Source organism: Burkholderia sp. AW49-1 (assembly GCF_053427845.1).
The window spans coordinates 1-19,771 of record NZ_JBSAXF010000016.1 but is presented as its reverse complement, the minus strand read 5'-3'; the positions used below and the strand labels follow the sequence as shown (position 1 = coordinate 19,771).

Here is a 19,771-nt window from a genome sequence, read left to right as displayed (position 1 = left end):
GGAATCGGGATTCGCGTGGTCCTCGCGCCGGGCTGCGCCCGATTGCCGATTACGTCACGGCGAGCACGCGCGGCCGGTTTCTCGGGTGTGCGGTGATCTCGCCGGAGGGCGGCGGGAAGGGGAGCATGTGGCGCGCCGCGCGCGATGGGCGCACGGCGCGGTGAGCGGGATGCGCATTCAGTTCGCGGACGGCGCGCTGGCACCGGTCGGTGCGGACGACGCGACGGGATCGGCGGCAGCGGGCGCGGGCGACTTGTTCGTCGATGCCGGAGCAGCGTTCGCGGGGGCAGGCGCGGAGGCTGCCGATGCGGGCGATGCCGAAGCAGACGCGGGCGTCCGCACGGAGGCGGGTGCCGAAGCCGACGTCGAAGCAGGCACAGCCGCCGCCGCGGGTGTCGGGACCGATGCCGAGGAAGAAGCCGGGACCGCAGCCGAAGCAGATGCCGAAGCCGATGCCGGCACGTCACCACGCATCGCCCCCGGCGCGACCACGGCCGATGCCGCAGCAGCCGAAGCAGGCACGGCAGACGTGCCCGAAGCCGGCGCGACGCCCGGCCCCGACAGCGGCACCGGTGCGGCGGGCGGTGTCGGCACGACCGGCGTCGTCATCTTCATCGGCTCGCCCTGCGGCGTCGGCGCGGGTTCGGGCAGCGGCGTGACGGGTTCCTTCTCGGCCGCCTTCACGGTCGCGCGGTCGCGGCGGGCCGGATCGATCTTCAGGAAATGCTCGACGAGATTGAAGAAGCGCTCGTAGAACACGCCGGCGGGAATCGTCTCGCTCGCGGTCTTCACGAGCGCGTCGTCGCTCGATCCGATCGGCAGCGACAGCGAGCCGAACACGCTGAGCCCGACGCTCGCCGACGTATTCGACTTCTTCAGTGTGTAGCGGTCCTGCACCGCATTCACGTACGCGATGCTCGACGAGCCGTCCGCATTCGCGTCCGCGCACACGACGTGAAACTCGATCACGACGTGCATGTCGTTGCTCGGCTGGAAATTCTTGCTGCCGTCGACCGCATCGTTGCGCGACGACGACACCACGTAGCCCTGGCTCAGCAGCGCGCGCCGCGCGGCCTCGCAGGCCGCGTCGGATTTCGAGCGGAACGTGTGCGCATACGGGCTGCTCGTCGCGTCGAACTGCTCCTGCTGGTAAATCGGCTTGGGCGGCGACGAGCACGCCGCCAGCACGGTCGCGGCCGCGAGCGCGCACGAAACGGAAAACAGGCGAAATCGGTTGTGCATGGCGTCTTTCAAAAGGCTCGGCGAGATGCCGCGCGGGGCTGCGGGCGCAGCGGCGGGGCCGGTGCGATGCGCGTAGCAATCTCGTATGGCCGGGGCGTCATTATAGTTTCGTTTGATGTCGCGCTCGCTTCAGGCGGCGGGCGCAGGCCGCGCGGCGGCGAGCAGTCGCGATGCCAGCGGGTGGTGTTCGCCGCGCCGCGAGCGGATCGCGTGGATTTCCTCGGTCACGTCGCCCGCCCGGCCGAGCCGGCGCAGCCCGCGCAGCAGCGATGCGTCGTTCGCGCCGAGTTCGCTGAGCGGAAACACGCCGAGGCCCCGCGCCGCGAACACGGCCATCAGCGCGCTGTCCTCGAATTCCCCGGCCACGCGCGGCACGATCCGTTCCCGTTCCAGCCACAGGTCGAGGCGTGCGCGCAGCGCCGAGTGGGCGGTCGGCAGCAGCACCGGCAACTCGGCGAGGCACTGCGGAAAGCGCTGCCGCGCGGCCGTCGTGACGAGCGCCGCGGGCCCGTACCAGTCGACCGGCGACGCGACGAGCCGCTCGCTCGTCACGCGCAGATTCGACCCCGACGGTGCGCCCTGGCCGGCCAGCACGAGGTCGAGGTGATGCAGCGCCAGTTCCGCGAGCAGCGCGTCGTGCTCGCCCTCGTGGCACAGCAGCCGCAGCGTGGGCGTGTCGAGCACCGGCGCGAGGATCGCATGCGCGGCGAGCTTCGAGATCCCGTCGGCCAGGCCGACCGCGAGCCGCACGGTCGGCTGGCTGGCCGCCGCGCGCACCTCGTCGGGAATCAGCCGGCCCATCTCGAAGATGACCTCGGCGCGCGCATATGCGGCCTGGCCCGCATCGGTCATCGCGACGCCGCGCCCGACCGGGCGCAGCAGTTGATGGCCGAGCGCCTTTTCCAGTTCGCGGACCTGCGCGCTGATCGTCTGCACGGCCATGTCGAGCCGCTGCGCGGCGCGCGCGAAACCGCCTTCCTTCACGACGACCCAGAAATAGTACAGATGGCGAAAATTCAGCATCGGATCGATATTTCGGAAAAACCGAACCAAAGATCAGATTCTCTCTGATTTTTTCGAAGTCGTGGGGTAGCCTATCATCGGGCTTTCCACATTCGAATCGGCCCTTTTCATGGACTACTTGCTGACGCTTGCCGCCGACCCCGCCGTCTGGGCCGCGCTCCTGACGCTCGTCGTGATGGAAGTCGTGCTCGGCATCGACAACCTGATCTTCATCTCGATCCTCAGCAACAAGCTGCCCGAAGCGCAGCGCGCCCGCACGCAGCGCCTGGGCATCGCGCTCGCGCTCGTGATGCGCCTCGCGTTGCTCGGCAGCGTCGCGTGGATCGCGAGTCTCACCGAGCCCGTATTCACGCTGTTCGATCACGCGTTCTCGTGGCGCGACATGATCCTGCTGTCGGGCGGCCTGTTCCTCGTCTGGAAGGCGACCACCGAGATCCATCACCACGTGTCGCACGACGGCGACGGCGCGGGTGCGTCCGGCGGCGCGGCCGGCCTGACGGTATGGGCCGCGATCGGCCAGATCGTGATGCTCGACATCGTGTTCTCGATCGACAGCATCGTGACCGCGATCGGCATGACCGAGCACGTCCCGATCATGTTCGTCGCGGTGATCGTCGCGGTGAGCGTGATGCTGTTCGCCGCGCAGCCGCTCGCACGCTTCATCGACCGCAACCCGACGATCGTGATGCTCGCGCTGTCGTTCCTCGTCGTGATCGGCATGACACTGATCGCGGAAGGCTTCGGTTCGCACGTGCCGAAGGGCTATATCTACGCGGCGATGGCGTTCTCGGCGTTCGTCGAAGGCATGAACATGCTGGCGCGGCGCGCGAAGGCGAAGCGCGCGGCGCGGGTCGAAGGTCAGTGAGAAGGCGGGCGGGCGAGGGCCCGCCCTTGGTTCGGAATGCTCAACGAAGGGAGAAGCACGATGAAATGTCCGGTCTGCAAGACGCCCGACCTGCTGATGGCCGAGCGCCAGTCGATCGAGATCGACTACTGTCCGACGTGCCGCGGCGTGTGGCTCGATCGCGGCGAGCTCGACAAGCTGATCGCGCGCGAAACCGGCGATGCGCCGCCGCGCCGCGACGAACCGTCCGTGCGGCACGATGCGCAGGCGCCGCGCGGGCGTGACGACGGCTGGGGTCGCGACGGCCGCTCGCACGACGACCGCTATCGCCACGACGGCCGGCGTCGCAAGAAATCGGTGTTCGATCTGTTCGATTTCGATTGAGCGTGACGGCGGGCGGGCACCGCGCCGCACGATGGAAAAAGCCCCGCCGGGTGTCATGCCCGGCGGGGCTTTGTCATGCGCGTCGCGCGATCGGCACGCGCCGGCGCTTACGCGTTGCCGGCCGTCACGTCGATGCGGCGCGGGCGTGTTTCCTGGCGACGCGGAATCGTCAACGTGAGCACGCCGTCGCGCAGGCTCGCATCGATTCGCGACGTGTCGAGATCGGGGCTCAGCACGAACGTGCGCGCGAAGCGCGGCACGCGGACTTCGGCATGCCGCACGCGCAGGTCGGCCGGCGTGTCGATGCGCGTGTCGGCTTCGATCGTCAGCGTGTTGTCGTGCACCTTCACGTCGAGATTCTCGCGCGGCACGCCCGGCAGGTCGGCGCGCAGCGTAACGCGCCGTTGGTCTTCGACGATGTCGACGGCCGGCGCGATCGCGGGCCGGCGTGCGGCCTCGGCGGCGGGCGCGTGGACGGCGCCGGCCTGGCGTTCGGTCAGGGTCTGGCTCATATTCATGTCGTTCTCCTGAAGGTTACTGAACGTTGATCGCACGTGGCTTCGATGCCTCGCGCCGGCCGACGCGAATCAGCAGGCAGCCGTTTTCGTAGCGGGCGCTGACGTTGTCCGCGTCCGCGTTCTGCGGCAGTTCGACCACCCGGCGGAACGCGCCGTGAAAGCGCTCCTGCGCATAGGTGCGCACGTCGTCGCCGGCGTCGTGCGGCACGGGCTTGCGCTCGCCGCTGATCGTCAGCAGGTCCTTGTCGATCGAGACGTCGAAATCGGCCGCGGCCATGCCGGGGGCGAACGCGACGATCTCGATCGCGTCGTCGGTCGCGCCGACGTTCAGCGCGGGAAACGCGCTCGGCCGCACCGCGCGGATGCCGGTCGGAAGCTCGCCGAACAGGCTCGCCATCTGCCGCTGAACGCGGGCGAATTCATCGAACAGGTCGTGGCCGTAATGGATACCGCTCATGAAGGTCCTCCGGAACATGAAACGCGAAAGACGCGCCGACGCGACGCCGATGGCGAGTGCGATGCGCGGCTTTCCGCCGAGTCGAAACGGGGGCAGTGCGTGTGACGGGCACCGCCTGGCAACCGGTAATTAGAGGCCGCCGCGGCGGTTTTCAAGAGGGGAAGTGCAACCGGCATCGACGCGTCGTGGCGTGAATCGATGCGACAATCGTCGCGCTTTCCACAGACCACGGAGACGGGACGGACATGGACATTCAACGCATCGCGATCGTCGGGGCCGGCGTGATCGGCGCGAGCTGGGCGGCTTTCTATCTGTCGAAGGGCTTCGACGTCGTCGCGACCGATCCCGCACCGCAGGCCGACGCCCGGCTGCGCGACTCGCTCGCCGCATTCCTCGGTGACCGGGCCGACGAACTTTCCGCGCGGCTGTCGTTCGATGCGGATCTCGTGCGCGCGCTCGACGGCGTCGATTTCGTGCAGGAAAACGGCCCCGAGCGGCTCGACCTGAAGCGCGCGCTGTACCGGCAGATGGACGACGTGCTGCCCGCGCGCGTGCCGATCGCGTCGAGTTCGTCGGGCCTGAAGGTGTCCGAGATCCAGACCGCGTGCGACAGGCACCCGGAACGCTGCCTGATCGCGCATCCGTTCAACCCGCCGCACCTGATTCCGCTCGTCGAGCTGGTCGGCGGCGACGCGACCGACCGGAACGTGATCGCGCGCGTGAAGGATTTCTACGACGCGCTCGGCAAGCAGACGATCGTGCTCAACAAGGAAATGACCGGCCACGTCGCGAACCGGCTCGCGGCCGCGCTGTTTCGCGAGGTGTATCACCTCGTCGGCGAGGGCGTGGTGAGCGTTGCCGATGCGGACAAGGCGGTCGCATGGGGGCCGGGCTTGCGCTGGGGGCTGATGGGGCAGTGCCTGACCTATCACCTCGGCGGCGGTGCGGGCGGGATCGCGCACTTCCTCGAACATCTGTCCGGGCCGATCACGACGTGGTGGGACGACCTCGGCACGCCGTCGTTCGATCCGGCCGTCGATCGCAAGTTGAACGACGAACTGCGCGCGATCCAGGGCGAACGCTCGATGCAGGAACTGGCGGCCGAGCGCGACCGGCTGCTCGTCGAGCTGATCGACGCGCGGCGCCGCAGCTTCCTGCCCTGAGCGCGGCGCCGCGCGGCGTTCCGGTCGTGCCGTGAACGGCTATTGCTGTACGGCCGTTTGCGGTGCCCGCGGCGTCTGCGCGAGCCACGCGGGCTGCGCGGCCTGCACCAGTTCGCGATTGCGCGCGCGCGTCGCGGCATTCGGCGGATAGTTGCCGTCGTTGGTCGGCAGTTCGCCGTCGAGGTACGCCTGCTTCAGCTGCGCGACGACTTCCGCGCGCGTCAGGCCCTGCGCGGGGGCAGCGGCATCGGTTTGCGCAAAGGCGGGGGACAGCAGCGCGGCTGCGGCGGTCGCGACGGCGAATCGCAAGACGTTCATGGTGTGCTCCGATCAAGGGGACGGGATAGCGGATGCGCGGCACATTGCCGTGCGTTCCGATGGGTCCCATTGTCGCGAGCGGGTGCTGCGCGGACGCTGACGCGTTCCGGGCAAGACTGTCAGTTGCGCGCTCACGCCGCAGCGCGGCTGCGTCGGCGTAACGGCGAAGGCGATCGCTACAGCTCGGCCGCCGCCGCGATCAGCGTCGCTTCGAGCGCGAGCGTCGAACGCGATGCGGCCGCCGGCCGGTCGATCACGTATTCGAGTTCGCCGAGTTCGGGGAGCCCCGCGTCGAGCCGCGCGAGCCCGGCCGGAATCACGTAACCGGCGAATGCGCTGACGCCGAGCCCCGCGCTCGCGGCCGCGCGCAGCACCGCGATGCTGCTGCTCACGACGGCGATCCGGTACGGGCGGCCGACCGCCTCGAGCGACTCGAGCACGCGGCGGCGCGATACGCTCGGCTCCGGATGCATCGCGAGCGGCAGCACGGCCTCGTGGCCGGTGATCCGCGAATCGGGGCCGGTGCACCAGTACAGCGGTTCGCTGCGGATCACACGGCCGCGCCGGCTGCCCGCGACGCGCTTCGCGAACACCAGATCGTGGCGGCCTTCGTCGAGCGCGTCGAACAGGTCGCCCGACAACCCCGTCGAGATCGCGAGCTCGACTTCCGGATTGCGCTGCACGAAGCTCGCGAGCGCGGCCGTCAGGTGCGCGGACGCGAAATCCTCCGACATCGCGAGCCGCACCTTGCCCGACAGCGGCGGGCCGCACACCGACGTGACGGCCTCGTCCATCAGTTCGAGGATGCGCACCGCGTAGCGGAACAGCGCATCGCCGTGCTGCGACAGGTGCACGTTGCGCGTGTCGCGCTCGAACAGGGGCCGGTCGAGCAGTTCCTCGAGGCGGCGGATGTGCTGGCTGACGGTCGACTGCGACAGGCTCACGCGCTCGGACGCGGCGGTGAAACTGCCGGACTGGGCAACGGCGACGAAGCTGCGCAGCAGCTCGGGCGGTAATGGGCGCATTGCTAAATCCACTGAATCGGTTTCGACAACTTCATAAATGGCCGGATTTTGCGGCGCTAGTATCGGATCACGCCCCGGTGCGGCCCATGCAAACGGGATGCACCGGACGCGTTGCCCGTGTCGTGCCGTCGGCTGCATCGGTCAGTCTAAGCCATCCGGCGTCCGGCCCGAAACCGCATCATCCCATCGACCGCCCGAGAACGCGCTCGCACGACGAGCCGCCGGGCCGCGGCGCACCGCCGCGGGAGACAGACCGTCCGCGCCCGGGATCGGCGTGCGGGCCTGGCTCCCGCACGCGTCAGGCGCCCGTCACGAAGAGACTGGAGACGACTCATGATCATCTACGGAACCGCGCTGCTGGCGTTCTGCCATTTGGCCGGACTGTTCCTCGGCGACCTGCTGGGCGCCGCGATCGGCGTGAAGACCAACGTCGGCGGTGTCGGTATCGCGATGCTGCTGCTGATCTGCCTGCGCCTGTGGCTGCACCGGCGCGGCTGGCTGCCGAAGGAGACCGAGGCGGGCGTCGGATTCTGGGGCGCGATGTACATCCCCGTCGTCGTCGCGATGGCCGCGAACCAGAACGTGGTAGCCGCGCTGAAGGGCGGGCCGGTCGCGCTGCTCGCCGCCATCGGCGCGGTCGCGATCTGCGCGTGCTGCATCGCGGTACTCGTGCGCACGGGGCGCGACGACACGGCCTTCGCGTGCGTGCCGCAATTCGAACAACAATGACGGAGGCCGCCATGCTGCAGATGCTCGAAAAAACCGTCGCCCACAACGGGCTCGTCGCGTCGTTCGCGCTGGTCGGCCTGATCATGTGGCTGTCGTCGATCGCGTCGCGCAAGCTCACCTTCGGCCGCGTGCACGGTTCCGCGATCGCGATCGTGATCGGCCTCGCGCTCGCGTATGTCGGCGGTGCGTTCACCGGGGGCGAGAAGGGAATCGCCGACGTGCCGCTGTTCGCGGGCATCGGCCTGATGGGCGGGGCGATGCTGCGCGATTTCGCGATCGTCGCGACCGCGTTCGAAGTGCAGCCGACCGAGGCGCGCAAGGCCGGCCTCGTCGGCGTCGTGTCGTTGTTGCTCGGCACGGTGCTGCCGTTCATCGTCGGCGCGTGCATCGCGCGCGCGTTCGGCTACACCGATGCGGTCAGCATGACGACCATCGGCGCGGGCGCCGTCACCTACATCGTCGGGCCCGTCACCGGCGCCGCGATCGGCGCGAGCTCCGACGTGATCGCGCTCAGCATCGCGACGGGCCTCGTGAAGGCGATCATCGTGATGATCGGCACGCCGGTCGCGGCCGGCTTCATGGGCCTGAAGACGCCGCGCTCCGCGATGATCTTCGGCGGCCTCGCCGGCACCGTGAGCGGCGTGAGCGCGGGCCTCGCCGCGACCGATCGCCGGCTCGTGCCGTATGGCGCGCTGGTCGCGACGTTCCATACCGGCGTCGGCTGCCTGCTCGGGCCGTCGGTGCTGTTCTTCACGACGCGCGCGCTGGTCGGCGCGTGACCGCGCATGGCGCGTCGCATGCGGCCGGCGCGCGTGGTGCCGCGGCGGCCCGCATCCATCGCGGTGTCCTCTTAGTCGGATTCGTCAACATCATCAATCGGCGGCGGCGCCAGGCTTAGAATGCCGCTGAACCATCGACGCGGGAGAACTGTTCATGACGGGATGGAATCACGCGCGGCAGGCGCGCGATGCACGTCTCGCGGCCGGCGCGGCATTCGCGCGCGGCAAGCGGGTCGATGCGCGCGACACCGTCGCGTTGCTCGAAGCGGTGCTGCGGCCCGGCGATCGCGTGTGCCTCGAAGGCGACAACCAGAAGCAGGCCGACCTGCTCGCGACGGCGCTCGCCGACGTCGACAGCGCGAAGATCCATGACCTGCACATGGTGCAGTCGGGTGTCGTGCTGCCGGAGCATCTCGACGTGTTCGAGCGCGGGATCGCGAAGCGCCTCGACTTCGCGTATTCCGGCCCGCAGTCGCAGCGGATCGCGAAGCTGCTGTTCGGCGGCAAGATCGCGCTCGGCGCGGTGCACACGTATCTCGAGCTGTTCGCGCGCTACTTCATCGATCTCACGCCGCAGGTCGCGCTGATCGCGGCGGTCAGCGCGGATGCCGACGGCAATCTGTATACCGGCCCGAACACGGAAGACACGCCGACCGTCGTCGAAGCCACCGCGTTCAAGGACGGCATCGTGATCGCGCAGGTCGACCGCATCGTCGACAAGGTGCCGCGCGTCGACATCCCGGGCGACCGCGTGCATTTCGTCGTCGAAGCCGGCCGGCCGTTCTACGTCGAGCCGTTGTTCACGCGCGACCCGGCCGCGATCACCGAGACCCAGATCCTGACCGCGATGCTCGCGATCAAGGGCATCTACGAGCCGTACGGGATCAAGCGCCTGAATCACGGGATCGGCTTCAACACGGCCGCGATCGAGCTGCTGCTGCCGACCTACGGCGCGAAGCTCGGGCTGAAGGGCAAGGTCTGCACGCACTGGGCGCTTAATCCGCACCCGACGCTGATTCCCGCGATCGAATCGGGCTGGGTCGAGCAGATCCACTGCTTCGGTTCCGAAGTCGGGATGGACGACTACATCCGCGCGCGCTCCGACGTGTGGTTCACGGGCCCCGACGGGTCGCTTCGCTCGAACCGCGCGTTCTGCCAGACCGCCGGCCTTTATGCGTGCGACATGTTCATCGGCTCGACGCTGCAGATCGACCTGTCCGGCCATTCGTCGACGGTCACCGCCGAGCGCATCGCCGGTTTCGGCGGCGCGCCGAACATGGGCAGCGACGCGCGCGGCCGGCGTCACCCGAGCGAGCCGTGGCTGAAGGCCGGCGCGGAAGCAGACCCGGACACGCCGGCGGCGCTCAGGCGCGGCCGCAAGCTGGTCGTGCAGATCGGCGAGACCTTCGGCGACAAGAACGTGCCGACGTTCGTCGAGAAGCTCGATGCGCTGAAGCTCGCCGACAAGCTGCATCTCGACCTCGCGCCGATCATGGTCTACGGCGACGACGTCACGCACATCGTCACCGAGGAAGGGATCGCCAACCTGCTGATGTGCCGCGACAAGGACGAACGCGAGCACGCGATCCGCGGCGTGGCCGGCTATACGGAAGTCGGCCGCGGCCGCGACCGCAGGATGGTCGAGCGGCTGCGCGAGCGCGGCGTGATCCGCCGCCCGGAGGATCTCGGCATCGATCCGCTCGACGCCGATCGCCGCTGGCTCGCCGCGCGCTCGATCAAGGATCTCGTGCACTGGTCGGGCGGCCTGTATGCGCCGCCGGCCCGGTTCCGCAACTGGTGAGGAAGAGGGCATGGAACAGTTGAACTATCGCTTCACCGCGCGCGGTCGTGCGCGGGGCGAACTGGCCACGGCGCTCGTCGGCGTGGTCGCGTCCGGCAATCTCGAGGTGCTCGTCGAGCGCGTGCTGCCGGGCAACGAATGCGAGATCGACATCCGCACCGCGGCGGTCGGTTTCGGCGCGGTGTGGCAGGCGGTCGTGTCGGACTTCGTCGAACGGCGCGCGCCGGGCGGCCTGAAGCTGTCGATCAACGACGGCGGCGCGCGGCCGGACATGGTGTCGCTGCGGCTCGCGCAGGCCGTGCGCGCGATCGAGGGGGAGGCATGATGACCGACGCGATCCACGACGCACCGGCGTTCGTCGCGAACGCCGCGAGCTGGTACGAGGCGTCGGCGCGCCAGCGCGTCGACGGGCTGCTCGACGCGGGCAGCTTCACGGAGTTTCTCGGGCCGGGCGAGCGCGTGACGAGCCCGCACCTGCCGCTGTTCGACCTGCCGCAGCAGTTCGACGACGGGATGGTGGTCGGCCACGGCCGGCTCGACGGCAAGCCGGTGTTCGTCGCCGCGCAGGAAGGCCGCTTCATGGGCGGCGCGTTCGGCGAGGTGCACGGCGCGAAGCTCACGGGGCTGCTGCGTGCGGCGCGCGAACGCGGCACGCCGGTGCTGATCCTGTTCGACACCGGCGGCGTGCGGCTGCAGGAAGCGAATGCGGGCGAACTCGCGATCGCCGAGATCATGCGTGCGCTCGTCGAGGCGCGCGCGGCCGGCGTGCCGGTGATCGGGCTGATCGGCGGGCGCGCGGGCTGCTACGGCGGCGGCGGGCTGCTCGCCGCGTGCTGCTCGGCGCTCGCGGTGTCCGAGCAGGGGCGCATCAGCGTGTCGGGGCCCGAGGTGATCGAGACCAACCGCGGCGTCGAGGAGTTCGACGCGAAGGACCGCGCGCTGATCTGGCGCACGATGGGCGGCAAGCACCGTCGGCTGATCGGCGGCGCGGAACGCTACGTGGCCGATACGCCCGATGCGTTTCGCGCGGCCGCGCTCGACCTGATCGGCCGTGCGCCGGCATTCGACGCGGCGATGCTGCGCGCGGAGCAGGCGCGGCTCGAAGCGCGCGTCGCGCGGTTCGGCACGTGCAAGGATGCGCTCGACGTGTGGCGCGCGCTCGGCGCGAGCGAGCCGGAAGCGATTCCCGGCATGTCCGACGACGAATTCGCGAAGCTCGCCGACCCGTTACAGGAGCCGCAGCATGACGCTCGATGAAGTTCTGAACGCGCTGTTTCCCAAGGGGCATTCGATCGGGCGCAACGGCGGCCTGCTGACGGGCCACGCTGAACTGACCGGCACGCGCGTCGACGTGATCGGTGTCGCCGACCGCCTGCCGTTCGGCATCGACGAAGCCCTCAGGCTCGCGTCGCACGTGCTCGACACGATCGAGCGCGGCGGCGGCACGCCGCTTCTCGTGCTCGTCGACAGCGACAGCCAGCGGATGAGCAAGCGCGACGAACTGCTCGGCCTGAACGAAGGGCTGTCGCATCTCGCGAAATGCCTGATGCATGCGGAGCTCGCCGGGCACCGGACGATCGGGCTGCTGTACGGCCATACGGCCGCGGGCGCGTTCATCGCGACCGCGCTCGCGACGCGCACGCTGCTCGCGGTGCCGGGTGCCGAGCCCGAGGTGATGGACCTGCCGTCGATGTCGCGCGTGACGAAGCTGCCGATCGACGTGCTGAAGGAGATGGCTCGGTCGACGCCGGTGTTCGCGCCGGGACTCGACAATCTCGTGAAGATGGGCGCCGTCGACGCCGTGCTCGATCCGGCCCGCGCGCTCGACGCGCAGGTCGGCGAATGGCTCGGCAAGCCGGCCGATCGCGCCGATGGTCGTGCTGCGCGCGGCCGGCCGGTCGCGGCCGACGTCGCGCGGCGCGTCGAGGCTCTCGCGCGTGCCGCACGCTGACACGCCGCTGCGCCGCCACACACTCGTCACGCTGACGGCGGCCGGGTGGGGCGCGACATGCGCGCGCGATCCCGCGCTGGCGGCCGATCCGCTCGTGCAGGCGTGGGCCGCGCGCGGCTGGCCGTTGATCGTGCGCCGCGCTTCGCCCGACGAGGCCGATGCGCGGCGCGTGCCGCTCGGTTTGCCGTTGCCGCCTTCCGCGGGCAAGCGGCGCATCGCCCTGAACGTCGCCGCCGACGCGGTCGAGTCGGTCGACCCGCTGCCCACGCTGGCCGACGTGCTGGTCGCCGCGCCCGACGCCTGGCACGCGACGCTGCGCGAGCTGGAGGCGCTCGGCGCGCGCTGCGGCGTGCAGGGTCGCGTGTTCGGCAGTCTCGCGTGGCAGGCGCTGACGGGCGAGTGCTATCTGAGCGCGTCCTCCGATCTCGACATCGTGTTCCCGCTGTCGGACGCCGCGTCGCTCGCCGCGCTGCTCGACGGCCTGGCGGCACTCGACGCGCGCGCACCGATGCGCATCGACGGCGAACTGTTGCGCGACGACGGCGCGGGCGTGAACTGGCGCGAATTGCACGCGCGGCTGCCTGAAGTCGCGGTCAAGACAGCGGTGGCGGTCGAATTGATGCCTGCCGACGCATTCACGGGAGGCACGCGATGAGTGCATGGGCCGCCTGCCGCGCGGCGGCGCCGTCCGAAGCCGAGCGCATCGCCGAACTCGCCGAACGCAGCCTCGTGCTCGAAATCGAGACATATCCGAAACCGGGCCTCGTCAGTCACGTCGACAGCGGTAGCCATGCGGACATGGACGCCGCGACGTTCGCGCGCAGCGCGGCCGTGCTGCGGCCGTACTTCGCGGAGCTCGCCGACGCCGGCGCGCGCGACGCGGACATGGCCGTGCTGCGCAAGATCGGGCTGCGCGCGGAACACGCGATGCTCGCCGCGACCGGCGGCGTCAACACGCATCGCGGCGCGATTTTCGGGCTCGGGCTGCTGTGCGCGGCCGCCGGCCGCCGCACGGTGCCCGGCACGGCGGCACGCACGATGACGCTCGGCGCGTTCGTCGCGCGGCGGTGGGGCACCGAGATTCTCGGCGGTCCGCGGCTGCCCGACAGCCACGGCGAGCGCGCGAGCCGCCGCTACGGCGTCGGCGGCGCGCGCCGCGAGGCGGCGGACGGATTCGCGACCGTCTACGGTGTCGGATTGCCGGCACTGCGCCGCGCGCAGCGCCGCGTGCCGGACGATCCGGAGGCCGCGCGCGTCGACGCATGCTTCGCGCTGATCGCCGCGCTCGACGATACGAATCTGCTGCACCGGGGTGGGCAGGCCGGCCTCGATTTCGCGCGGGCCACGGCACGCGCATTCGTCGCCCGCGGCGGCATACGCGCTCGCGACTGGCGATTGGGCGCGGCCGCCGCACACCGTGCGTTCGTCGCTCGCCGGCTGAGCCCGGGCGGCGCGGCCGACCTGCTGGCGATGAGCGTGTTCGTCGACGCACTCGAAGCGGCCGGGGAGGGACGATGACGCTGGCGATCCTGTGTTCGGGGCAAGGCGCGCAGCGGGCGGACATGTTCGAGTTGACCGGTGTCGCATCACAGGCGAATGCGCTCTTCGAGCATGCCGGCCGGCTCCTTGGCGACGATCCGCGCAACTGGGTGCGGCATGCCGAACCGGATGCGCTGCGCGAGAACCGCGCCGCGCAGATCCTTTGCACGGTGCAGGCGCTCGCGGCGGCCGCGCTGCTCGAAGCGGTGTGGCCGCGCCGGCGCTGCGTCGCCGGGTATAGCGTCGGCGAAGTCGCGTCGTGGAGCGTCGCGGGGATGATCGATCCGCACGACGCGCTGGATCTGGCCGACGCGCGCGCGCGCGCAATGGACGCCGCGAGCGGCGGCGACGAACGGATGGCGTTCGTGCGCGGGCTGCCGCGTGCGCAGCTCGCGCAACTATGCGACGGCCGCGATGCGGCGATCGCGATCGCCAATCCGGACGACGCCTTCGTGGTGGCCGGACGGCAGGCCGACGTCGCCGCGGTGGCCGACGACGCGGCACGCGACGGTGCGCTGCGCGTCGCGCCCGTGTGCGTGCGGATCGCGTCGCACACGCGCCGGCTCGCGACGGCGGTGCCCACGTTTCGCGCGTCGCTGGCTGCCGTGAACGTGCGCCGGCCGTTGCCCGGTACGCGGCTGTTTTCGGGGATCGACGGCGCGTCGGTGCTCGATGTCGACGCGGGGCTCGACAAGCTCGCACGGCAGATCGCGGAGCCGGTCGAGTGGGCGGCCTGCCTGGCCGCGTGCGTCGAGGCTGGCGCGACCGCGTTTCTCGAACTCGGCCCGGGCCGAGCCTTGGCCGAGATGGCGGGCGGCGCGTATCCGGCGCTGCCGGCACGCAGCGTCGCGGATTTTCGTTCCGCGGACGGGATCGCGAGCTGGCTCGCACGCGTCGCGGCCGGCTGACCGGCGGCGCGCGAGCGGCCCGGAAACGGTCGGAAATCCCGGCAAGACCGATTCCGGAATCGGCCCGCCAGGCGGTCGTTGCGCACCGGGTGTTGCGCCGGCGCAGCACCGTCGCAGCAGGCGCTTGCCACGCGAATTGGCGTCGCTACAATGGCGCCCGCCATGAGACCAGCCGCCTTCCTCCTCGCCGTGCTTTGCTGCGCGGCGACCGCCCACGCCAGCCCGATTCCGTCCGATGCCGCATCGGTCGGCACGTACTTTTCGTATGACAATGCGGCGGCCGACGCGACCGTCGACCTGATCGGGCAGGCGCAGCGCCGCGTGCTGCTGGCCGGCTACGCGTACGTGCCGCCCGCGGTCGCGGCGGCGCTGCGTGACGCGCGTTCGCGCGGGATCGAAGTGCGGGTCGTGCTGGTGCGTTCGTCGCGTGCGGGCAAATACAGCGGCGCGGGTTATCTGAAATCGGCCGGCATCGACGTCGCGATCGATTCGCGGCACGGCGATCCCGCGCCGCGCTTCGTGATCGTCGACGACAGCGTCGCGCTGACGACGCTGTCCGACGGCGCGCCCGCGCACGCGGAAACGGTGAACGTGTTCCAGCGCGCACCGGAACTCGCGCAGTCCTACGCACAGTCGTTCTGGCGGCTGTACCGGCAGGCCGGCGGGCTTTGAGGGCCTGACGGCGGACCGCCCGGGCGAACGCCACGCATCCTTTTCCCGCCGCGACCCGCATTCCGCATGGCGCGCGCCGGTTTGACCCCGCTTGCATCGGCGCGTCCGATGAACCATGCTCGTTGAACGGGATGCCGGTGCGGGTGTCGCGCATCCGGTACAACGGGCAGGGAGCCGATCGTGGCCGAATGTTTTGCCGATCGCGCCGACGCGGGTCGCCGGCTTGCGCACGCGCTGCATGACTACGCGGGGCGTCGCGACGTCGTCGTGCTCGCGCTGCCGCGTGGCGGCGTGCCGGTCGCATTCCCGGTCGCGCAGGCGCTGCGCGCGCCGCTCGACGTGCTGGTGGTGCGCAAGCTCGGCATGCCGTCCGATCCGGAATTCGCGATCGGCGCGATCGCGACCGGCGGAGCGATCCACCTGCAGCATTCGGCGATCCGCGCGATGGGCGTGACCGATGCGCAACTGGCCGACGTGATCGCGCGCGAGACTGCCGAACTGCAGCGCCGCGAAGCGCTGTATCGCGGCGCCCGGCCGCCGTTGCCGGTCGATGGCCGCATCGCGATCGTCGTCGACGACGGCGTCGCGACCGGCGCATCGATGCACGTTGCGCTGCAGGCGCTGCGCGAGCGCCATCCCGCGCGCGTCGTGGTCGCCGTACCCGTCGCGCCGGACGGTGCCCGGCATGCGTTCGACGATCTGGCCGATGCGTTCGTGACGGTGGTGCAGCCGCTGTCGTTCTTCGGGATCAGCCAGTTCTACGCGCGTTTCGACCAGACCGGGGACGACGAGGTGCGCGCGCTCCTCGACGCGGCCCGCGCCCCGGACGACGACATCACGTCCGCCTGATCCGGCGCCGGCGGGATCCCGGGCGACCGGCTTCGGCCTGCGCGAATACGCGCTGCAGCGCCGGATGGACTTCGCTGTGCCAGCGCGCGCCCGTGAACAACCCGTAGTGATCGCACTCGTCGACATCGAGGCGCTGGCGCTCGCCGGCCTTGAGGCCACGGCACATGGCGAGTGCCGCATGCGTCTGGCCGGTGCCCGTGACGGCGTCGCAATCGCCTTCGACCGTCAGCAGTGCGACGCCGCGCAGCGCGGCCGGCTCGACGCGCTGCCCGCCGACGTCCCACGTGCCGTTCGCGAGGCACATTCGCTGGAACACGATATCGACGGTATCCAGGAAGTATTCAGCCGGCATGTCGAGCAGCGCCGTATATTCGCGCAGCGCACGCCGCGCGTCCGCCAGCGCCGTCAGGTCGAAATGCGACGCCGCGCGCGCGTAGTCCTCGATCAGCGTCAGAAAGCGTTGCGGATACAGCAGCGCGATCTCGCCTTGCTGAAGATAGGTCGGGAACACGTGCCGGCCACGGCCGGGGAAGCGCGGCGGCACGATGTCGATCAGGTGGCGGCGGCACCACGCGAGCGACCGGGACGCGGCGGTGGTGCCGAGCGTGGTCGGGTTGACGCGCGCGTCGAGCGGCCCGCCGATCAGCGTGACGCTTGCGGGCGGTGCGAGGCCGCGCGCGGCGCGCAGCGCCAGTGCGCCGAGCGCGGGAACGGTGGCCTGGCACACGGCGACGACGTGCAGCGGCCGCGCGTCGCTGGCGAGCACGTCGACGAAGCCGTCGAGCGTCGCCACGTATTCGTCGAGCCCGAAGCGGCCCGCCGAGATCGGGACGTCGCGCGCATTGACCCAGTCGGTCACGCAGACGTCGCCGTCCGCGAGCAGCGCCTCGACGGTCTCCCGCATCATCACGGCCGCATGTCCGGCGAGCGGTGCGCACAGCAGCACCGTGCGCCGAGCGTCGTCGCGCGCGAAGCGTCTCAGCTGGCAGAACGGCGTGCGCGCGACGATCCGCTCGTCGACCGCCGCGCGCCGGATCTCGAAGCGCGGCGGCCCGGCGGCAGGCCCGAGGAGCGGCTCGAACAGGTCGTCGTAGCACGATGACGCGGCGTGCGCCAGCGTCGCGGCGGGCCACACGTCGAACGCGTGGCACGTCGCCGCGCGCCAGGCGCGCATCCATTCCCGCTGCTGCTCGACGACGGCGTACCACATGGCGAACCTTGGGCGGAGGGGGCTGAATCTGCATTATGGTCACTCTGGCCGCGCAGCGGGTGTCGGAAACGTGACCGGGCCCTAGGCGTCGACATATGGCGCTGCTACAGTCGTCGATCCCATTCCCTCAAGCGGAGCGTTCGCGATGAAGCTGATCGGCATGCTGGATTCCCCGTTCGTGCGCCGTGCCGCCATTTCGGCGAAGCTGCTCGACCTGCCGTTCGAACACGAGTCGATCTCGGTGTTCCGTCAGTTCGACCAGTTCCAGACGTTCAACCCGGTCGTGAAGGCGCCGACGCTCGTGACCGACGACGGTGCGACGCTGATCGATTCGTCGCTGATCGTCGACTATCTCGACCACCGCGTCGCGCCCGAGCGGCGTCTGCTGCCCGACGCCGCCGACGCGCGGCTGCGCACGCTCGTGCCGGTCGGATTCGCGCTGGCGGCTGCGGAGAAGACCGTGCAGGTGGTGTACGAGCACGCGTTGCGGCCGGCCGAGAAGCAGCACGCCCCGTGGCTCGAGCGGGTGCTGGGCCAGATCGAGGCCGCGTATGACAAGCTCGAGCCGCTCGCCGCGGCCGCGAATGGCTGGTTCGGTGGCGCGCGCCTGCTGCAGTCCGACGTGACCGTCGCCGTCGCGTGGCGCTTCACGCAATTCACGAGCGCCGAGTACCCGGCGCTCGCGCGGATCGATCCGGCCCGTTATCCGGCGCTCGCCGCGCATTCGGCGCGGGCGGAAGCGCTGCCGGCGTTCGTCGAGACGCCGCTCGACTGAAGCCGGCGGCTGTCGCGTCGGCACGGGAGCGAGGGCGGCGGGCGATGCTGCCGGCGTGCGATCCCGCCGGGACTCTCGCCGACATTCGGCACGGATCGACTCGGCCGCCATCGGCCGCGTGGTCACTCGTTTTCGCCTGGTGCGGCGTCCGCAAGCCCCCGTCGCGCACGCTCTGTCCTGCGTTCCCGGGTCGTCCGCCGCCAGCCGCTCGGCCCGCCCGCCAAAGGCCCGGCCGATTGTTCTCCATCGCTGACAAGTGACTTCGCATTCGCGCTGTTTATCCGGTTGCGGCCGATCCCTAGAATCCACTCCATCGAATATGCATTGCCTGATGGAGCCGATGATGAGAGCGCTGATCGAATCGAGTCTGTACCACCCGTCCGTCGTGTTGCCGCTTGCCGCGTTGACGCAGCTGATGGTCGAGCGCGATTTCAATCTCGGCCAGGTCGGGCTGATCGTCGCGGCGCGCGGTGCGCAGGCTGCGGTGTCGCGTTCGCGGGCGCTGATCTTCTGCCGCCACTGCGAAGCGCACGCATGATCGCGCGTCCATCCAGCAGATGAAAAAAAGCCCGGCCGGCGCAAGCCGGTCGGGCGGATCGGGTTCGATCGAGCCCCGGCTTTCGCCGGGGCTTTTTCTTGGGCGATGCTCAGGCGCGTGCAGTCGACACGACGCCGTAAATCTCCGCGTCGTCGTCCTCGCGCATCTGGCGCACCAGCTGATGCGCCTCGCGGTGCGTCGCGACGGCCGGCGGGGAGCCCTTGAGCGGTTGGCGCGCGGTTTCGGCAAGCGCGACGACCGACACGATGCCGATCACGGCGGCGCCCATCATGTAGTAGGCGGGCATCATCAGGTTGTGGGTCACGTCGACGAGCCACGCGGTGACGAGCGGCGTCGTGCCGCCGAACAACGATACCGACACGTTGAAGCCGATCGCGAGCGCGCCGTAGCGGATCTCGGTCGGGAACAGCGCCGGCAGTGCCGACGGCATCACGCCGGTGAAGCACGACAGCAGCACGCCGAGAATCAGCAGGCCGCCGAACACCGACGCGGTGGTGCCGGCGTGGATCAGCATCATCGACGGGATCGACAGCACCAGCAGGCCGACGCAGCCGGCCAGCATCACGGGCTTGCGGCCGACCTTGTCCGACAGGCGGCCGGCGGCGAGCGTCAGCGGCATCATCAGCACCATCACGATCAGCACCAGCACGAGGCTGTGCGATTCGTCGAAGTGCAGCGTCGACGACATGAAGCTCGGCAGGTACGACAGCACCATGTAGTCGGTCACGTTGAAGATCAGCACGAGGCCGACGCAGAGCAGCAGCGCGCGCCAGTTGCGCATCAGCGTTTCGCGGAAGCGCGCCTTCGGCACGGCCTTGTCCTGCGCTTCGCGTTCTTCGGCCTGGCGCTTGAACGCCGGCGTTTCCTCGAGCTTCATCCGGATGTACAGGCCGATCAGGCCGAGCGGGCCCGCGATCAGGAACGGCACGCGCCAGCCCCACGACAGCAGCGCTTCCTGTGACAGCGACGCGGTGAGCAGCGCGACGACGCCGGCGCCCATCACATAGCCGATCAGCGTGCCGAAT

The 19,771-nt window shown here is 70.3% G+C and carries 24 protein-coding genes; 16 read left to right on the top strand and 8 right to left on the bottom strand.

All coding sequences use genetic code 11. From position 1 onward, the window contains the following. Window positions 1–177: 177 nt before the first annotated feature. Both ACV22W_RS22480 and ACV22W_RS22475 read right to left on the bottom strand, forming a co-directional pair. The gene (locus tag ACV22W_RS22480; protein ID WP_448021828.1) at window positions 178–1,242 is read right to left on the bottom strand and encodes a DUF2242 domain-containing protein; all 1,065 of its coding nucleotides are present in this window, start codon (window positions 1,240–1,242) and stop codon (window positions 178–180) included. Between the two features lie 129 nt (window positions 1,243–1,371). Then, entirely contained in the window at window positions 1,372–2,265 is an 894-nt protein-coding gene (locus ACV22W_RS22475) for a LysR family transcriptional regulator (RefSeq protein WP_448021827.1), read from the bottom strand. A 109-nt stretch (window positions 2,266–2,374) separates the two neighbouring features. Between ACV22W_RS22475 and ACV22W_RS22470 the strand changes: the two genes are divergently transcribed. Both ACV22W_RS22470 and ACV22W_RS22465 read left to right on the top strand, forming a co-directional pair. Then, a complete protein-coding gene (locus ACV22W_RS22470) occupies window positions 2,375–3,130 on the top strand; it encodes a TerC family protein (RefSeq protein ID WP_448021825.1) in 756 nt (251 codons plus the stop codon). Window positions 3,131–3,190: 60 nt separating this feature from the next. Further along, window positions 3,191–3,493: a TFIIB-type zinc ribbon-containing protein gene (locus tag ACV22W_RS22465; protein ID WP_448021823.1), complete on the top strand. Its 303-nt coding sequence runs from the start codon at window positions 3,191–3,193 to the stop codon at window positions 3,491–3,493. Window positions 3,494–3,600: 107 nt separating this feature from the next. On the opposite strand, the gene ACV22W_RS22460 is transcribed toward ACV22W_RS22465, so the two are convergent. Further along, the gene (locus ACV22W_RS22460; RefSeq protein ID WP_448021822.1) at window positions 3,601–4,011 is read right to left on the bottom strand and encodes an Hsp20/alpha crystallin family protein; all 411 of its coding nucleotides are present in this window, start codon (window positions 4,009–4,011) and stop codon (window positions 3,601–3,603) included. A gap of 16 nt (window positions 4,012–4,027) precedes the next feature. Further along, window positions 4,028–4,468, bottom strand: coding sequence for an Hsp20/alpha crystallin family protein (locus tag ACV22W_RS22455; RefSeq protein ID WP_448021820.1), 441 nt, complete (start codon window positions 4,466–4,468; stop codon window positions 4,028–4,030). A 245-nt stretch (window positions 4,469–4,713) separates the two neighbouring features. Between ACV22W_RS22455 and ACV22W_RS22450 the strand changes: the two genes are divergently transcribed. After that, a complete protein-coding gene (locus ACV22W_RS22450; RefSeq protein WP_448021818.1) occupies window positions 4,714–5,631 on the top strand; it encodes a 3-hydroxyacyl-CoA dehydrogenase NAD-binding domain-containing protein in 918 nt (305 codons plus the stop codon). A 39-nt stretch (window positions 5,632–5,670) separates the two neighbouring features. Here ACV22W_RS22450 and ACV22W_RS22445 read toward each other — a convergent pair whose 3' ends face one another. After that, the gene (locus tag ACV22W_RS22445) at window positions 5,671–5,949 is read right to left on the bottom strand and encodes a DUF4148 domain-containing protein (protein WP_059523512.1); all 279 of its coding nucleotides are present in this window, start codon (window positions 5,947–5,949) and stop codon (window positions 5,671–5,673) included. A 176-nt stretch (window positions 5,950–6,125) separates the two neighbouring features. Beyond that, window positions 6,126–6,974, bottom strand: coding sequence for a LysR substrate-binding domain-containing protein (locus ACV22W_RS22440; protein ID WP_039322076.1), 849 nt, complete (start codon window positions 6,972–6,974; stop codon window positions 6,126–6,128). A 333-nt stretch (window positions 6,975–7,307) separates the two neighbouring features. Between ACV22W_RS22440 and madL the strand changes: the two genes are divergently transcribed. The 11 genes from madL to ACV22W_RS22385 all read left to right on the top strand — a co-directional run bounded on the left by madL (window position 7,308) and on the right by ACV22W_RS22385 (window position 16,202). After that, window positions 7,308–7,703, top strand: a complete 396-nt coding sequence (madL, locus tag ACV22W_RS22435; RefSeq protein ID WP_448021817.1) for a malonate transporter subunit MadL — start codon at window positions 7,308–7,310, stop codon at window positions 7,701–7,703. 11 nt (window positions 7,704–7,714) lie between these two features. After that, a complete protein-coding gene (gene madM / locus ACV22W_RS22430; RefSeq protein ID WP_059523510.1) occupies window positions 7,715–8,482 on the top strand; it encodes a malonate transporter subunit MadM in 768 nt (255 codons plus the stop codon). Window positions 8,483–8,636: 154 nt separating this feature from the next. Then, entirely contained in the window at window positions 8,637–10,283 is a 1,647-nt protein-coding gene (gene mdcA / locus ACV22W_RS22425) for a malonate decarboxylase subunit alpha (protein WP_448021815.1), read from the top strand. Between the two features lie 10 nt (window positions 10,284–10,293). After that, window positions 10,294–10,608 carry a malonate decarboxylase acyl carrier protein gene (mdcC, locus tag ACV22W_RS22420; protein WP_059691158.1) on the top strand — a complete coding sequence of 105 codons (315 nt, stop codon included), beginning with the start codon at window positions 10,294–10,296 and terminating at the stop codon, window positions 10,606–10,608. After that, window positions 10,605–11,540 (top strand): biotin-independent malonate decarboxylase subunit beta, encoded by a 936-nt coding sequence (locus tag ACV22W_RS22415; protein WP_448021814.1) that lies wholly within the window; start codon window positions 10,605–10,607, stop codon window positions 11,538–11,540. Before mdcC ends, ACV22W_RS22415 begins: the two co-directional genes overlap by 4 nt. Next, window positions 11,527–12,234, top strand: coding sequence for a biotin-independent malonate decarboxylase subunit gamma (mdcE, locus tag ACV22W_RS22410; protein WP_448021812.1), 708 nt, complete (start codon window positions 11,527–11,529; stop codon window positions 12,232–12,234). Before ACV22W_RS22415 ends, mdcE begins: the two co-directional genes overlap by 14 nt. Continuing rightward, the gene (gene mdcG / locus ACV22W_RS22405) at window positions 12,221–12,889 is read left to right on the top strand and encodes a malonate decarboxylase holo-[acyl-carrier-protein] synthase (protein ID WP_448021811.1); all 669 of its coding nucleotides are present in this window, start codon (window positions 12,221–12,223) and stop codon (window positions 12,887–12,889) included. Before mdcE ends, mdcG begins: the two co-directional genes overlap by 14 nt. Beyond that, window positions 12,886–13,752: a triphosphoribosyl-dephospho-CoA synthase MdcB gene (gene mdcB, locus ACV22W_RS22400; RefSeq protein WP_448021809.1), complete on the top strand. Its 867-nt coding sequence runs from the start codon at window positions 12,886–12,888 to the stop codon at window positions 13,750–13,752. The genes mdcG and mdcB overlap by 4 nt, the downstream gene beginning before the upstream one ends. Then, on the top strand, window positions 13,749–14,681 hold the full coding sequence (gene mdcH, locus ACV22W_RS22395; RefSeq protein ID WP_448021807.1) for a malonate decarboxylase subunit epsilon: 933 nt from the start codon (window positions 13,749–13,751) through the stop codon (window positions 14,679–14,681). Before mdcB ends, mdcH begins: the two co-directional genes overlap by 4 nt. 150 nt (window positions 14,682–14,831) lie before the next feature. After that, on the top strand, window positions 14,832–15,353 hold the full coding sequence (locus ACV22W_RS22390; protein ID WP_059523496.1) for a phospholipase D-like domain-containing protein: 522 nt from the start codon (window positions 14,832–14,834) through the stop codon (window positions 15,351–15,353). A 180-nt stretch (window positions 15,354–15,533) separates the two neighbouring features. Next, a complete protein-coding gene (locus tag ACV22W_RS22385) occupies window positions 15,534–16,202 on the top strand; it encodes a phosphoribosyltransferase (RefSeq protein WP_448021805.1) in 669 nt (222 codons plus the stop codon). Here the strand turns inward: ACV22W_RS22385 and phaZ are convergent. Continuing rightward, window positions 16,189–17,412, bottom strand: a complete 1,224-nt coding sequence (gene phaZ, locus ACV22W_RS22380; RefSeq protein WP_448021803.1) for a polyhydroxyalkanoate depolymerase — start codon at window positions 17,410–17,412, stop codon at window positions 16,189–16,191. The two genes, ACV22W_RS22385 and phaZ, sit on opposite strands and share 14 nt — an antisense overlap. Before the next feature lie 145 nt (window positions 17,413–17,557). On the opposite strand from phaZ, the gene ACV22W_RS22375 reads away from it, so the two are divergent. Next, window positions 17,558–18,187, top strand: a complete 630-nt coding sequence (locus ACV22W_RS22375; protein ID WP_448021802.1) for a glutathione S-transferase family protein — start codon at window positions 17,558–17,560, stop codon at window positions 18,185–18,187. A gap of 340 nt (window positions 18,188–18,527) precedes the next feature. Then, window positions 18,528–18,725 (top strand): hypothetical protein, encoded by a 198-nt coding sequence (locus tag ACV22W_RS22370; protein WP_044844954.1) that lies wholly within the window; start codon window positions 18,528–18,530, stop codon window positions 18,723–18,725. A gap of 109 nt (window positions 18,726–18,834) precedes the next feature. Here the strand turns inward: ACV22W_RS22370 and ACV22W_RS22365 are convergent. Then, on the bottom strand, window positions 18,835–19,771 hold a 937-nt coding region (locus ACV22W_RS22365), incomplete at its 5' end, for an MFS transporter (RefSeq protein ID WP_448021800.1).